This window comes from Gordonia otitidis, assembly GCF_020735545.1.
In the GTDB taxonomy this organism is placed as follows: domain Bacteria; phylum Actinomycetota; class Actinomycetes; order Mycobacteriales; family Mycobacteriaceae; genus Gordonia; species Gordonia otitidis.
In genome coordinates this window covers 4,371,665-4,386,323 of sequence record NZ_CP085974.1, presented here as the reverse complement: position 1 = coordinate 4,386,323, position 14,659 = coordinate 4,371,665, and the positions used below count along the sequence as shown (strand labels likewise).

At 65.9% G+C, this 14,659-nt stretch carries 13 protein-coding genes; 7 read left to right on the top strand and 6 right to left on the bottom strand.

Annotation, left to right across the window (positions count from 1 at the left end; all coding sequences use genetic code 11):
- Positions 1–81 precede the first annotated feature (81 nt).
- Positions 82–540 carry an SRPBCC family protein gene (locus LK459_RS20080; protein WP_227920273.1) on the top strand — a complete coding sequence of 153 codons (459 nt, stop codon included), beginning with the start codon at positions 82–84 and terminating at the stop codon, positions 538–540.
- 9 nt (positions 541–549) lie between these two features.
- Here the strand turns inward: LK459_RS20080 and LK459_RS20075 are convergent, their stop codons facing one another.
- The 4 genes from LK459_RS20075 to infC form a co-directional block, all read right to left on the bottom strand.
- The gene (locus tag LK459_RS20075; protein WP_227920272.1) at positions 550–1,347 is read right to left on the bottom strand and encodes a TrmH family RNA methyltransferase; all 798 of its coding nucleotides are present in this window, start codon (positions 1,345–1,347) and stop codon (positions 550–552) included.
- Positions 1,348–1,399: 52 nt separating this feature from the next.
- Positions 1,400–1,780, bottom strand: coding sequence for a 50S ribosomal protein L20 (gene rplT, locus LK459_RS20070; RefSeq protein WP_007237032.1), 381 nt, complete (start codon positions 1,778–1,780; stop codon positions 1,400–1,402).
- 40 nt (positions 1,781–1,820) lie between these two features.
- Positions 1,821–2,015: a 50S ribosomal protein L35 gene (rpmI, locus tag LK459_RS20065; protein ID WP_007237031.1), complete on the bottom strand. Its 195-nt coding sequence runs from the start codon at positions 2,013–2,015 to the stop codon at positions 1,821–1,823.
- 100 nt (positions 2,016–2,115) lie between these two features.
- Positions 2,116–2,769 (bottom strand): translation initiation factor IF-3, encoded by a 654-nt coding sequence (gene infC, locus LK459_RS20060; protein WP_007237030.1) that lies wholly within the window; start codon positions 2,767–2,769, stop codon positions 2,116–2,118.
- A gap of 264 nt (positions 2,770–3,033) precedes the next feature.
- Here infC and LK459_RS20055 point away from each other — a divergent pair, with 264 nt between their 5' ends.
- The gene (locus tag LK459_RS20055) at positions 3,034–3,483 is read left to right on the top strand and encodes a DUF1844 domain-containing protein (protein ID WP_007237029.1); all 450 of its coding nucleotides are present in this window, start codon (positions 3,034–3,036) and stop codon (positions 3,481–3,483) included.
- Positions 3,484–3,767: 284 nt separating this feature from the next.
- A complete protein-coding gene (locus LK459_RS20050) occupies positions 3,768–4,154 on the top strand; it encodes a hypothetical protein (protein ID WP_007237028.1) in 387 nt (128 codons plus the stop codon).
- A gap of 21 nt (positions 4,155–4,175) precedes the next feature.
- Here the strand turns inward: LK459_RS20050 and uvrA are convergent, their stop codons facing one another.
- The gene (gene uvrA, locus LK459_RS20045; RefSeq protein ID WP_227920270.1) at positions 4,176–7,058 is read right to left on the bottom strand and encodes an excinuclease ABC subunit UvrA; all 2,883 of its coding nucleotides are present in this window, start codon (positions 7,056–7,058) and stop codon (positions 4,176–4,178) included.
- A 270-nt stretch (positions 7,059–7,328) separates the two neighbouring features.
- Here uvrA and LK459_RS20040 point away from each other — a divergent pair, with 270 nt between their 5' ends.
- From LK459_RS20040 to LK459_RS20025, 4 genes are all read left to right on the top strand, one after another.
- Complete coding sequence (locus LK459_RS20040) at positions 7,329–8,015, top strand: MBL fold metallo-hydrolase (protein WP_227920268.1); 687 nt, start codon at positions 7,329–7,331, stop codon at positions 8,013–8,015.
- Between the two features lie 258 nt (positions 8,016–8,273).
- Positions 8,274–9,215: a DoxX family membrane protein gene (locus tag LK459_RS20035; protein ID WP_227923904.1), complete on the top strand. Its 942-nt coding sequence runs from the start codon at positions 8,274–8,276 to the stop codon at positions 9,213–9,215.
- A 59-nt stretch (positions 9,216–9,274) separates the two neighbouring features.
- A complete protein-coding gene (locus LK459_RS20030; protein ID WP_227920267.1) occupies positions 9,275–10,030 on the top strand; it encodes a hypothetical protein in 756 nt (251 codons plus the stop codon).
- Positions 10,027–12,342 (top strand): HelD family protein, encoded by a 2,316-nt coding sequence (locus LK459_RS20025; RefSeq protein ID WP_007237023.1) that lies wholly within the window; start codon positions 10,027–10,029, stop codon positions 12,340–12,342. Before LK459_RS20030 ends, LK459_RS20025 begins: the two co-directional genes overlap by 4 nt.
- Positions 12,343–12,361: 19 nt before the next feature.
- Here LK459_RS20025 and helR read toward each other — a convergent pair whose 3' ends face one another.
- Positions 12,362–14,581: an RNA polymerase recycling motor ATPase HelR gene (helR, locus tag LK459_RS20020; protein WP_007237022.1), complete on the bottom strand. Its 2,220-nt coding sequence runs from the start codon at positions 14,579–14,581 to the stop codon at positions 12,362–12,364.
- Between the last annotated feature and the right edge of the window lie 78 nt (positions 14,582–14,659).

The window sequence follows — 14,659 nt, the reverse complement described above, 5'->3', positions numbered from 1 at the left end:
TTCGCCGAGAAGCCCGCCGAGCCCTGAGTGCGAATACTCAACTGCCCCGCGCATTTCGACCCGCGAGTAGTCTGACGAGTCATGCGCTACACGCTCGAGGATTCCATCGACATCCACCGGTCGGCTGCTGATGTGTACGCGGTGATCAGCGACGTCACACGTACCGGGGAGTGGAGCCAGCAGTGTCATACCGTCGAGTGGGTCGGGCCTGAACGCGGCGTCGGCGCCAGATTCGCCGGACACAACCGGACCCCTACGCGCGAGTGGACGACCACCTCGCAGGTCACCGTCGCAGACCCGGGGTCCAGGTTCGAGTGGACCGTCGGAACGAGCGGGACAACGTGGGGCTATCGACTCGAGCCGATCGATGACGCCACCACGCGACTCACCGAGTACACCGCGTTCACCGGCGCCGGCGAGGACTTCTTCAGCGAGAGGTTCGGTGACGACGCCGACAACCAAATCCAGATACGGCTGACCGCCGCGGCGACCGGTATCGGTCCCACGTTGGCGCAGATCAAGAAGATCGTTGAGGCGTGAGCGCCTGACCTATCGGCGCGCCTGTACTCGCGCACTCTCGTAGAGGCAGATCGAGGCTGCCGCAGCGAGATTGAGACTCTCCGCACGACCACGGATCGGGATGGACACCCGGTGGTCGGCGGCTGCCGCATGGACCGGCGACAATCCGTGTGCCTCGTTCCCGAACAGCCATGCGGTCGGCTCGACGAGCACGTCGGCAGCGTCGTCGAGGATCAGTTCTCCGTCGGCCGCGGTCGCCAGCAGTGCGATACCCGCTGTGCGCACGGACGCCAGTGCCGCGTCGACATCACGCTCTCGGACGATCGGCAGGTGGAAAACGCTTCCGGCGCTGGCGCGCACGCACTTGCCGTTGTGTGGGTCGACCGAGTCACCGACCAGCAACACGGCGTCGGCGCCCATGGCATCGGCTGTCCGGATCAAGGTCCCGACGTTCCCGGGCTCCCGTGCCTCGACGGCGACCGCGAGCAACCAGGGACCGCTGGACAGTACGTCGGCGAGTGAGGCGTCGAGCAACTCGGCGACTGCGAAGATTCCGGGAGGGGTTGTCGCTTCGGAGAGCTTCTCGGCGGCGCGGTCGGACAATCCGACGACGTCAATCCCGGCGCCGAGCGCGTCGGCGAGGATGTCGGCATGCCGGTCCGCGTCGCTCTCGCGGACGAGAACGAGCCCCGCGTGCCCACTGCCGAGCGCAGCGCCGACCGAATTCGCTCCTTCGACGAGGAACCGACCTTCCGCGCGGCGCGTGGCGGCCCGCTGCAGCTTGGCATACGACACGACCCGCGAGGATCGTTCGGACAGGATCTCCATCAGAAGATGTCCGTGATCACTCGCGGGTCGTGTGCGTTGTCGATGTGAACGCTCAGGCTGCGGGAGCGTTGACGTCGGTGGGCAGCGCCTTGCGGGCCACCTCGACCAGGCCGGTGAAGGCCTCCGGATCGGTGACGGCGATGTCGGCGAGCACCTTGCGGTCGACCTCGACACCCGCGGCCTTCAGGCCCTGGATGAAGCGGTTGTAGGTGATGTCGTTGGCGCGGGCCGCAGCGTTGATACGCGCGATCCACAGCTTGCGGAATTCACCCTTGCGGGCACGGCGGTCCCGGTAGGCGTAGGTCATCGAGTGGAGCTGCTGCTCCTTGGCCTTGCGGTACAGGCGCGAGCGCTGCCCGCGGTATCCCTTGGAGGCCTCCAGCGTCGAACGACGCTTCTTCTGGGCGTTGACAGCCCTTTTCACGCGTGCCATGTCAGTTCCTCTTGTTCGTCAGATGTGGTGGTCGGATGCGTCAGCGGTTGAGCAGTCGCTTGATACGCGGTGCGTCGTTGGGGCTCACGACGGTGATGCCGTCCAGACGGCGGGTACGGCGAGAGGACTTGTGCTCGAGCAGGTGGCGGCGGTTGGCCTTCTGGCGGACGATCTTGCCGCTGCCGGTCACCTTGAAGCGCTTGGCTGTGCCCTTGTGGGTCTTGCTCTTCGGCATGTTGTGTTCCTTCATTTGAGCGAACAGCAACCACACCCGCGGTGATCGGGTGCGGTGCGTCCGCAGTGGTTCTCCGACGGTCCGTTCGGACCGGGTCGGCTTAGCTGGTCGTGTCGTCCTTCGCGCCCTGCTGGCGAGGTGCGCGGTCGTCACGGGTCTGCTGGGCTTTCACGCGGGTCTTCGCGCCCTTGTGCGGGGCGAGGACCATGGTCATGTTGCGGCCGTCCTGCTTGGCCGAGGTCTCGATGAAGCCGTAGTCGGCGACGTCGTTACCGAGTCGCTGCAGCAGGCGGTATCCGAGTTCGGGTCGCGACTGCTCGCGGCCGCGGAACATGATGGTGACCTTCACCTTCGAGCCTGCCTCGAGGAACCGGATGACGTGACCCTTCTTGGTCTCGTAATCGTGGTCGTCGATCTTCGGCCGGAGCTTCTGCTCCTTGATGACGGTCAACTGTTGGTTACGACGCGATTCGCGTTGCTTCTGTGCTGCTTCGTACTTGAACTTGCCGTAGTCCATGATCTTGCACACCGGCGGTCGGGCGTCGGGTGCGACCTCGACCAAGTCCAGGTCGGCCTCGTAGGCCAGGCGCAGCGCATCTTCAACACGCACGATGCCCACCTGCTCCGAATTCGGTCCGACGAGTCGGACCTCCGGTACGCGGATGCGCTCGTTGATGCGGGTCTCAGTGCTGATGGGGCCTCCTTGATAAATCCTGACAGGGTGGCCGTCGCGGAGCGTTCGGTGGCCGCGCATGGAGAGGGCGCTCTCAGCAGAAGAGCCCCGGGATGGTGTTGTCCATCCTCAGGGCTCCGATACCGACCGGTCCGGCATCGACGACGATGCGCAGCGCCAACAGACCGGATACATCCGTTGCCTGTCGGCGGGACCGGACCGCACAACTGCGTGAACACTGGTGCGTAAAGCGCACTGATTCGACGCGTCGTAGCGGTGGGAGCGGAACTCCACTTGCGACCCCGGCGCCAACCGGGGCGGTCGTGCTATGGAAGTCTATCAGCCATGCCCGAAAACACCTATTCGCCTTCGGGCGATGATGCAGGTGACGACCTCACCACCGTCCGGAACGACGCTCTCGGCGATACCGAACGTGTCGACGTGACAACTTCCGTAGACGCGATGGACAACGTCCGCGACCTCGTCGACATTCCCTCGATCGAGATCGTCACCCGAGCCATCGTCATGCTGATGAGTGCATCGGCCGAGAAACTCGGATTGGCGCCCGGAGCATCCGAGGACGACGCCGACCTCGACGAAGCCCGCAAACTCATCACTGCTCTGGCCGGGCTCGTCGACGCGGCGAAGCCCGACCTCGGCGTTCACGCAGCCCCGATTCGCGACGGCCTCAAGCAACTGCAACTGGCGTTCCGCGACGCGAGCGCCTACCCCGACGAGCCGGGTGAAGGCCCGGGTGAGAAGTACACCGGACCGGTTCGCGATCGTCGTCGGTGACCGGTCGGATCGTCCGCGATCCGCCTACTGTCTCGAGTGCACAGCCACCGCGGTGCGCATCGGCGCGGGCGAGAGTTCCGACGCCGCCAACTGTCTGACCTACTCCCCTCGCTGACCGTCCTCCACGGAGGACTGCTCCTCCGTGGAGAACACGGCAGCACCCTCGCAGACCACCTCTGCAGCCCGTCGACGGACGTCGTGGCGACCATCAATCCGGTCGCGACGGCGTCCGTCGTCGTGTGTAGGAGGGCCGCAATGTCTGAGGAGCGGACTAGCCTGGGTCCATGACCTCCGACGGCAGCCCCGACGACCACGTCGACCCGAAAGACCCCTCCCCCGCGTCGGCCGGAGAGCAACCGCCCCTCGGGGACGTCGTCGACGCCGAGATCCTCGATGCGGACGTCGTCGAGCACGGGCCCACTGGCTCCGGTTCCGCGGGTATGCCCTCGGTGTCGGGCACCGCACACGTCGACCCCGATTACAACGAGCAGGGGGTACCGAGCTTCGACTTCGTCCGCGACAAGATCGAGAAGCGCATCTCGACGGCGATCGGATCGCACGAACTCGCCGACGCCTCGCCTGAGGGGCGCAGCATCGACGAGATGGTGCGCAAGCGGGAGGAAGCCGCGAAGAAGAAGCTCGACGAGATCAGGAAGTCCATGGGTTCCTGACCTGGATACTTTCCTGACCCGTCACCCAGCGGTGGCGACGGACTCCTCGGTGTCGAGGACCTCGGCGAGGAACTTTCCGGTGTGACTTCCCGGGGTGAGTGCGATGTCCTCGGGCGTTCCTTCCGCGATCACCGTGCCGCCGCCGGTTCCGCCTTCGGGCCCCATGTCGATGACCCAGTCGGCGGTCTTGATGACATCGAGGTTGTGCTCGATCACGATGACCGTGTTGCCCTTGTCGACGAGCCCGTTGATCACGTCGAGCAGCTTCTTGATGTCCTCGAAGTGCAGTCCGGTCGTCGGTTCGTCGAGGATGTAGACGGTGCGTCCGGCGGATCGCTTCTGCAACTCGGCCGCCAGTTTCACGCGCTGAGCCTCGCCGCCGGACAGCGTCGGCGCGGGCTGTCCTAGACGGACGTAACCGAGGCCGACGTCGACCAGGGTCTTGAGATAGCGGTGGATCGAGGTCACCGGTTCGAAGAACTCGGCAGCCTCCTCGATCGGCATGTCGAGGACCTCGGAGATGGTCTTGCCCTTGTAGTGCACCTCGAGCGTCTCACGGTTGTACCGCGCGCCATGACACACCTCGCACGGAACGTACACATCGGGCAGGAAGTTCATCTCGATCTTGATGGTGCCCTCGCCCTGGCACGCCTCGCAGCGCCCGCCCTTGACGTTGAACGAGAACCGACCCGGCTGGTAGCCACGGACCTTGGCCTCGGTCGTCGCAGCGAACAATGTGCGGATCTTGTCGAAGACACCGGTGTAGGTCGCTGGATTCGAACGCGGCGTCCTGCCGATCGGCGACTGGTCGACCTGCACGAGTTTGTCGAGGTTGCCCAGTCCGTTCACCCGCGTGTGGCGACCCGGAACCTGCCGCGCACCGTTGAGCTTGTTCGCGAGCACCGTTGCAAGGATGTCGTTGACCAGTGTCGACTTTCCCGATCCGGAGACCCCGGTGACGGCGGTTAGTACGCCGAGCGGGAACGAGACGTCGATGCCGCGCAGATTGTGCTCACGCGCCCCGACAACCATGAGCTGGCGGTTCTTGTTGATCGGACGTCGGATCGGCGGGACCGGCAACGTGTCGCGACCGGCAAGGTAGTTGCCCGTCAACGACTTCCGGTTCTTGAGCAGGTCCTTGTAGCTACCCGAGTGCACGACGTGGCCGCCGTGCTCGCCGGCACGGGGTCCGATGTCGACGATCCAGTCGGCCGCTCTGATCGTGTCCTCGTCGTGCTCGACGACGATCAGCGTGTTGCCGAGATCGCGCAGGCGGGTGAGGGTGTCGATCAGTCGACGGTTGTCGCGCTGATGCAAACCGATCGACGGTTCGTCGAGGACGTAGAGCACACCGGCCAGGCCGGACCCGATCTGTGTCGCCAGCCGGATGCGCTGCGCTTCACCACCGGACAGCGACCCCGCAGCACGAGACAGCGACAGATAGTCGAGGCCGACGTCGAGCAGGAACGTGATGCGTGCCTGCACCTCTTTGAGTACGCGTCCGGCGATGGCCTGCTGGCGTTTGTCGAGTGTGAGTCCCCCGAGGTAGTCGGCGGCATCGGCGACCGATAGGGCCGACACCTCGGCGATCGACTTCGGCCCGTACTGGGGGTGGTCGAGTGTCACCGCGAGTATCTCCGGACGCAGACGCGCACCCTGACACACCGGACACGGCACGTCGCGCATGTAGCCCTCGTAGCGCTCCTTCATCTGCTCGGACTCGGTCTGGTCCATGCGCCGGTTCAGGAACGCCATCACACCCTCGAACTCGGTGTAATACGACCGTGTGCGCCCGTACCTGTTGCGGAACTTCACGTGGACCTGATGGTCGCTGCCATTGAGCAACGCGTTGCGCGCCTTGGCCGGCAACTTCTTCCACGGGGTGTCGACGTCGAAGCCCATCTGATCGGCCAAACCGGACATGAGCCGCAGGAAGTAGTCGGCGTTGTGTCCGGTCGACCACGGCGCGATGGCGCCTTCCGACAACGACAGGTCCGGATCGGGAACGACGAGATCCTCGTCGACCTCCTTGCGGATGCCGAGGCCGTCGCATTCCGGACACGCCCCGTAGGGCGAGTTGAAGGAGAACGATCGGGGCTCGAGGTCGTCGATGGCGATCGGATGGCCGTTCGGGCACGCCATCCGCTCGGAGAAACGGCGCTCGCGCTTCGGGTCCTTCTCGTCGACGTCGACGAAGTCGAGAACCACGATGCCGTCGGCCAAGCGCAGCGCCGTCTCGACCGAATCGGTGAGGCGCTGCTTGGCGCTCGACTTCACGACGAGACGATCGACGACCACGTCGATGTCGTGCTTCTCCTGTTTCTTCAGCTTGGGCGGGTCCGCCAGCGAGTGGACTTTGCCGTCGACACGGGCGCGGGAGAAGCCCTGCGTCTGCAATTCGGCGAACAGATCGACGAACTCTCCCTTGCGGGTTCGCACAACCGGTGCGAGCACCTGGAAGCGGGTGCCCTCCTCCATCGCGAGCACCTGGTCGACGATCTGCTGAGGCGTCTGCTTGGCGATCTCCGCGCCGCAGATCGGACAATGTGCGACTCCCGCGCGTGCGTACAGCAGGCGCAGGTAGTCGTACACCTCGGTGATCGTGCCGACCGTCGACCGCGGATTCCGGTTCGTCGACTTCTGGTCGATCGACACGGCGGGCGAGAGTCCCTCGATGAAGTCGACGTCCGGCTTGTCCATCTGGCCGAGGAACTGTCGCGCGTAGGCCGAGAGCGACTCGACGTAGCGGCGCTGCCCCTCGGCGAAGATCGTGTCGAAGGCCAACGACGATTTTCCCGATCCGGACAGTCCCGTGAACACGATCAGGCTGTCGCGGGGTAGATCCACATCGACACCGCGAAGGTTGTGTTCGCGGGCACCACGGACGATCAAACGATCAACCACTCTTGTCCTATCTCACATGTCTCGGTCAGCCGTCGGCGCGGGATCGCCGCGCGCCCGGCCGTCGGCGCGCATCAGTCGTCGCCTGATGTCGCGCAGGGCGTGTCCGTGGCAACCATAACGGCGACCACCGACAAGAATTCTCGACGCTGAACCCGACCTCGACGGGCAGCGCCACAACACTTGTCAACGATACGCGGCCCACCTGGTGTTCCCGACGCCGTCGACGCCGACCAGGTCCACTGCGGATACGTGCGTGACTAGGCTGAATCCATGACCTCGCCCGACCTCACCATCACCGACGACTACACCGGCGACCTCTCCGAATCCGGTCCACAACGACGCACACTCGGCAATGCCTCGATCGTGAAGGTGTCGGTCGGTCCGATGGACAACAACGTCTACATCGTGACCAGCACCGCAACCGGCGACCAGCTCATCATCGATGCAGCCAACGACACCGACACGATCCTCGCCGCCCTCGCCGTGATCGGCGGTACGCCGCGCATGATCTTCACCACCCATCAGCACTACGACCATTGGCAGGCGCTCGCCGATGTCGCGAAGGCCACGGGCGCGTCCACCGCCGCGGGCCGGATCGACGCACCCGAACTGCCGGTGCAGCCCGATGTTCTCCTCGACGACGGCGACGCCCTGACGGTCGGAGACCTCCATTTCGACGCGATCCACCTCGTCGGCCACACCCCCGGTTCGATCGCGCTGGCGCTCACCGATCCCGCGACAGGAGTCGTTCACCTGTTCACCGGAGACTCACTGTTCCCGGGCGGGGTCGGCAAGACCTGGGCGCCGGGCGACTTCGAGACTCTCGTCGACGACGTCGAAGCGAAAGTGTTCGACCGCTATCCCGACTCGACGGTCGTCTACCCCGGCCACGGCAAGGACACGACGATCGGCACAGAGCGCCCGTCCCTGTCGGAGTGGCGCGAGCGGGGCTGGTGATGCTGGCCGAGACCGACCGGCGACCACGGCAGTTGCGGGAAATCATCAACTCTCGGGAGCGTCCCCGGGGCAGGCGGGTAGCCTCGGAGAGTGCCGTCGTCCCGGTGGGCGGGGTGCTCCACCGCACCCACCACGGCCGATGACCGAGTTAGAGATGACCTAGCAACATCAGCACCGCGCCAGACCATCACGGCGAGACCATCCGGTACACCCGTGAGCGAGACCAACAGTGACCATCGAAGGGACCGTGTCAAGAAGATGATCCTCCGCCGAATCGCCCGACCGATGCTCGCATCGGTATTCATCGTGTCCGGCTTCGAGGCCCTGCGCGATCCGCAGAAGCGGGCCGAAGTCGCCGAGCCGTTCCTGGAGAGCACCGTCGGAGTACTGCCCGACGAGGTGACCTCCGTCATCCCCACCGACCCCGTCACCCTCGTCCGGGTCAACGGCGGCGTTCAACTGGCGAGCGGCGTTCTGCTGGCGTCGGGCAAGTTCCCGCGCTTCGCATCCGCGGTCCTCGCGGCCTCCCTCGCACCGACGACCTTCGCCGGTCACCCGTTCTGGGAGGAGTCCGATCCGGTGGCACGGAACATGCACCGCACTCACTTCCTCAAGAACCTGAGCCTGATGGGCGGTCTGCTGATCTCGGCAGCTGACACCGAGGGCAAGCCGTCACTCGCCTGGCGCGGCCGACGCAAGGCCGACGCCGCGCTCGCAGCGCTGCCACTCGGCGCCAAGGCGGGCACGACCGCGTGGGACTCGTTGCGTGACCACGCCCAGGAATCGGCGTCGGTCCTCGGCGAGAAGTCGAGTGAGGCCGCAGACCTGCTGAAGCAGGATGCGCACAAGCTCGGGGAACGCTCGGCCGAAGCCGCGGAGAAGGTCCGCGACCGCGCACCCGAGATCGCCGAAACCGCCCGCGAACGCTCCGCCGACTTCGCCGACAAGGTCCGCGACCGCGCACCCGAGATCGCCGAAACCGCCCGCGAGCGCTCCGCCGACTTCGCCGACAAGGTCCGCGACCGCGCGCCGGAGATCGCAGAGACCGCCCGGGAGCGTTCGGCAGAGCTGGCTGAACTCGCTCGCGAGCGCTCAGCAGAGCTGGCCGAATCGGCGAAAGAACTCGTCTCCACGGCGGGCGACAAAGCCGATTCCGCTGTGGCCGACGGCAAGAAGCGCTGGCGCAAGGCGCGATCCTGATCCCTTCGCTCGACGCGCGGACCCCATCGGCCCCACCGGAATCCTCTCCGACACGGCGGATGGGGTCCGCGGTATTTCCACCGCACCGTTACCCGTGGCTGACAGATCCCGTCGACGACGTTCCGCTTGCCGATCGACCCGACGGACACACGTTGATGGTCGCGGTCGGCTCCAATGCCTCGACTGCGGTCCTGCGTGCGAAGCTCGCCGACCACCGAGGCGCCGACATCCGCCCGACGCGCGTCGTCGTCAGTGGCATCGCACTCGGGTATTCGGCGCATGTGGCGGCGCGCGGGTACATACCGGCGGCCCCGTTCCTCTCGCCTGGCTCCGTCACCGTCGTATCAGCCTTCTGGCTCGACGAAGACCAACTGACAGCGCTCGATTCGACCGAACCCAACTACCATCGATTGACAGTGACCACGACCTCTCATCCCCTGCGTGAAGCCGACGACCGCGACTTCGGCGACCGACGAATCACCGGCGTCGTCGACACTGAGACGTGCCCGCGCGAGACGACCTTCCCTCCCCTGCATTCCTCACCGGTCCCTCAGTTCGCCCTGTACGCCTCGCGGCACGGCGTGTTGACCGACCGGCGTTCGACGCCGCTCACCTTCGGCACGCAACGGACCGCCCTGATGCACCTGTCGAGCTTCCTCGACGATCGGTCGCTGGCCGGGGAGCCCGCCACCGTCTGCGCGGATCTCGGTCGATCACGCAGCCGCGCAGCAGCACTGACGCGACGAATCCACGAGTCAGCACTCTGCCGCGACGACGGCTTTGCGCACGCCCACTCCGAGGGCGGCTCGCGATGAGCAGTTCACCGACGCACGCCGAGCGCACCGATCCGAGGATCGACGAGGAACAAACACACCTCGATGCCGTCTATCGGCGTCTGGACAGGATGCGCGCAAACACCAGGCGCCGACTGGCCGCGACGCTGCGCGAGTCGGCCGGGACTCCGCAGGCGTTGTCCGAGCGCGAGTCCTACGAACGTATGTACGTCGACGACCTGGCGAAATATGATGCGGCAGAACATAATCTGTATTTCGGTCGGCTCGATCTCGACGACGGCGAGATCCGACGGATCGGACGGATCGGCGTCCTCGACGACGATGACGACGACACCACGCTGCTGCTCGATTGGCGCGCGCCGCTGTCGAGAGCGTTCTACCTCGCCACGCCTGCAGCACCCGAAGACGTTGCCCGACGCAGACATATCCGCACCCGCAATCGTGGTGTACGCGAGGTCAACGACGAATTCCTCACCGCGGGAGAGGCGTCGGTCGACGAGTCAGCCCACGGCGACGTGGTCAACGAATCGGCACTCGTCGCCGCGCTGAACGCCGCGCGCACCGGCGAGATGACCGACATCGTCGAGACTATCCAGCGCGAGCAGGATCTGATCATCCGCTCGCCTCATCGCGGGGTCACCGTCATCCAGGGCGGTCCCGGCACCGGCAAGACCGCGGTCGCGCTCCACCGTGCCGCCTATCTGCTGTACACGCATCGAGACATCCTCTCGCGCAGCGGAATCCTCATCATCGGCCCCAACAGCGACTTTCTCGACTACATCGGCCAGGTGCTGCCCTCCCTCGGTGAATCCGGTGTGCTGCTGGCAACGATCGGAGAACTCTTTCCCGGTGTCACCGCAACGGCGGACGAACCACGCCGCACCCGCGAGGTCAAAGGCCGCCTGCAGATGCTCGACGTCCTCAAGCGCACCGTCCGCTCGTACGAGTCGCTGCCGACCAAGCCGGTGCCCGTCGACTTCGACGGCTATCGCGTCGAGATCGACAGTGCACTCATCAAGTCCGCACGCGCTGCGGCGCGGGGTTCACGGAGGGCACACAACCAGGCGCAGCCGGTGTTCCTGCGTTCGGCCCTCGATGCGCTCGCAGCCAGGCACTCTTCGGTCATCGGGGCCAGCCTCCTCGACGGATCACAACTCCTCACCTCGGCCGATCTGAAAGACATTCGCGACGACATGGGCCGCGATCCGGACATCCGTGACGCACTGCTCGAGTTCTGGCCGACCCTCACACCCCAGGACGTGCTCCGTGGGCTCTACGACGACCCGGCCGCGATACGCAAGGCGACACCGGGCTGGTCGGACGACGATCGTTCGGCCCTGCAGCGCCCACGCGCCACAGCAGGTGCCGACGAGTTCACGCCCGCCGACGTCCCGTTGCTCGACGAACTGGCCGAACTCGTCGGATACGGCACCGACGAAGCCGAACGCGCCGAGCGTGAGCGGTGGCGTCGACAACTGGCCGACGCACAGGACGCCCTCGACATCCTCACCGGTTCCGCCCCACAGGATCTCGAGGACGAACTCGACCCGGAGATCCTCATGGCGTACGACCTGATCGACGCCGAACAACTCGCCGCACGCCAGACCGAAGTGCAGCGCGCGACCACCGCGGAACGTGCGTTCAACGATCGTACGTGGACCTTCGGGCACGTCATCGTCGACGAGGCCCAGGAACTGTCGGGAATGGCGTGGCGCATGGTGATGCGTCGAATTCCGAATCGGTGGATGACCATCATCGGCGACACCGCCCAGACAGGCGATCTCGCGGGCACGACGTCGTGGGGCGAAGTGTTGACGCCTTACGTCGCAAACCGTTGGCAATTGCGCGAACTGACCGTCAACTACCGCACTCCGAGCGAGATCATGACATACGCCACACGCGTGCTGGCGCACGTAGGCGACTCACTGACTCCCCCGACCTCGTTGCGTAGCAACGGCATCGAACCGTACGCCCGATCGTCGACCGCCGCCGATCTCGTCGCCACCGCCGTCGCGGAGGCAACCACGCCCCAGTTCAGTGGCCTGACCGGAATCGTGGTGCCCGACAGCCTGTTCGAGGAGACATCGCGCAGCGTCGCCGACCTCGATGCGGCATCACTCGGCATCGACGAACTGCCCCGCGTCCACACCGTGACCACGTGCAAGGGACTCGAGTTCGACACGACGGTCGTCGTCGAACCGAGTGCGCTGATCGAGCAGTCGCCGCGCGGCTACAGCGATCTCTATGTCGCGCTCACCCGCAGTACCCAGCGTCTTGTCGTGGTCAATGCCGACTCTCTCCCCGCAGAACTCGCCGACCTGCCGCAGCGCTGAGCATCGACGTAGTCACCGATCAGGTGTCCGCCGCCTGTTCCGCTGTCACTGCGGCGAGATTCGCGTCGTGGCCCGACTCGTCGGTGTGGAGGATGACCAGTTCCCTGGTGGCACGCGTCATCGACACGTAGCGGTCGACGGCTTCGGTGATCCCGTTGCCGACACTCGACGACTCGACCACGACGACCAGATCGAACTCGAGTCCCTTCGCGGTGAGAGGATCGAGCGCCCGCACACGTTCGGTTCCGACAAAGCTCGGATCCCCGATCACGCACGCAATCCCCTCATCGTTCTCCTCGAGCCACGCGGTCAGCACAGCCGCACGCTCGCTGTAGCCGACATGCCGCACAGGAATTCCGGACTCACGGATCGACGAGGGCACGTTGGCGTCCGGGATCGCCGCGCGGATGACTGGTTCCGCAGCAGCCATGATCTCGGCTGGCGTTCGGTAGTTGACGGAGAGAGACGCGACACGCACACCGCGACACCCGACGCCGCATAGCCTGTCCGACCACGACTCCGTGAAACCGGCGCGCGCCTGCGCCCTGTCGCCGACCACGGTGAAACTGCCGGTCGGAGTGCGCCTGAGCAACATTCGCCATTGCGCCTGCGTCAGTTCCTGCGCTTCGTCGACGATCACGTGCGCGAACGGACCGTCCAGTGCGGCGGGGCCCGTCACGGGTGCCGCGGACGGGTCGACCAGGACATCGCGTAAATCGTCCCGCCGAAGCATCGACATCAAGCCCTCACCGTCGTCATAGGCCACCGACTCGAGGAGGTCGCCGACGACGAGATCCATTCGTCGACGTTCCGCACGCAGCGCCGCGGCCCGACGTCGCGTGCGCGCCTCCGCGTCGGGATCACCTAGTCTGGCTCGCGCGGCATCGAGCAGGGGAAGATCGACATCGGTCCACGCATCCGGCCGAGGACGCTGGAGTAACCGCACCTCGGCAGGCGTGAGCCACGGCGCGCACATTCGTAGGAATGCGGGGACCGTCCACAGGTCGCCGACGAGATCCGCGGCGTCGAGCATCGGCCAATGACGTACGACCGCTTGTACGACGTCCTCGTTGCGCTGCAGCGCTTCTCGCACCTCTGCGATGTCGGCCGTGTCGTCCGTGCGGCGGCGGACGACATCGGCGAGGTGCTGCCAGATCGCTTCCCGCGCCTCGTTGTGCGGTGTTCCGGGCTCGGGCGCGGCGAATGACTCGGCCCAGTCTGCCGGTGTGAGCGTCACAGCCGCCCACTCGGTGTCGACGAGAACCGGCTCTGTGGGCGGCTCCTCGTACCAGCACACTGCGGTCTCGATCGCATCGACCATCGCATCGGTCGATTTCAGCCTGGCGACGGTCTCGTCGTCTTCGTGTATCGCACTGCTTGCCGCGTGAGCGAGACCGCCATCGGCCGCCAGATCACGCAGAGTGCACGTCTGAACTCCCTCTTCGCCCAGGCTGGGCAGGACGTCGGCGACGTAAGCCAGGTACGCGTCGTGTGGCCCCACTATCAACAGCCGCCCACGCGACAACCGGGGATCGGAATAGAGCAGATACGCGGCCCGATGGAGCGCGACGACGGTCTTGCCTGTTCCAGGTCCACCGTCGACGACGAGCGTGCCGCCGGAGCCGGCGCGGATGATGGCATCCTGGTCGGCCGCGATCGTCGACAGCACGTCTCGCATGCGTGGCGTACGACTCGCGCCGAGGCCTGCGAGGAGCGCGGAGTCACCGTCTAACCAGACGTGTTCGTCGGCGGCGTCCGGGGTGAAGACTTCGTCCCAGTAGTCGACGATCTGTCCGTGTGCCCACCGATAGCGTCGTCGCGATCGCACGCCCATCGGCTGCGCGGTCGTCGCGGTGAAGAACGGTGCTGCGGCGGGAGTTCGCCAGTCGACGAGGAGCTGTGTACCAGAGTGATCGGTCAGTCCGACTCGTCCGATATAGACCGGGTCGGGGTGCCCTGTCATCGTCATTCGTCCGATGCACAGGTCGAGACCGAAGCGATGCAGCGTGCGCAGTCGGGCGTCCAACTCGTGTACCTCGAGGTCGCGGTCCAAGGCTCGTCGGCCTCCTCCGCCGTCCGCCTTGCGCACGGCATCCCGTCGGGCGTCGAGTGTCTCGATGGTGTGCGCGAGCCTCTGAGTCGCGGCACGGAAGTGCCGCACATCGGCGTCGATCAGATGGGTCGCCGATTTCGGTGAACCGGTCGGGAGGTCGAAGACATCGTCTGTCACAGCGGGCACGAGGCGACTCCAAGGGCTGTTGGGCGGCAGAGCCACCGATTGTGCACCCGCTCATGGGCCTTGCGGCAAGGCCCCCAC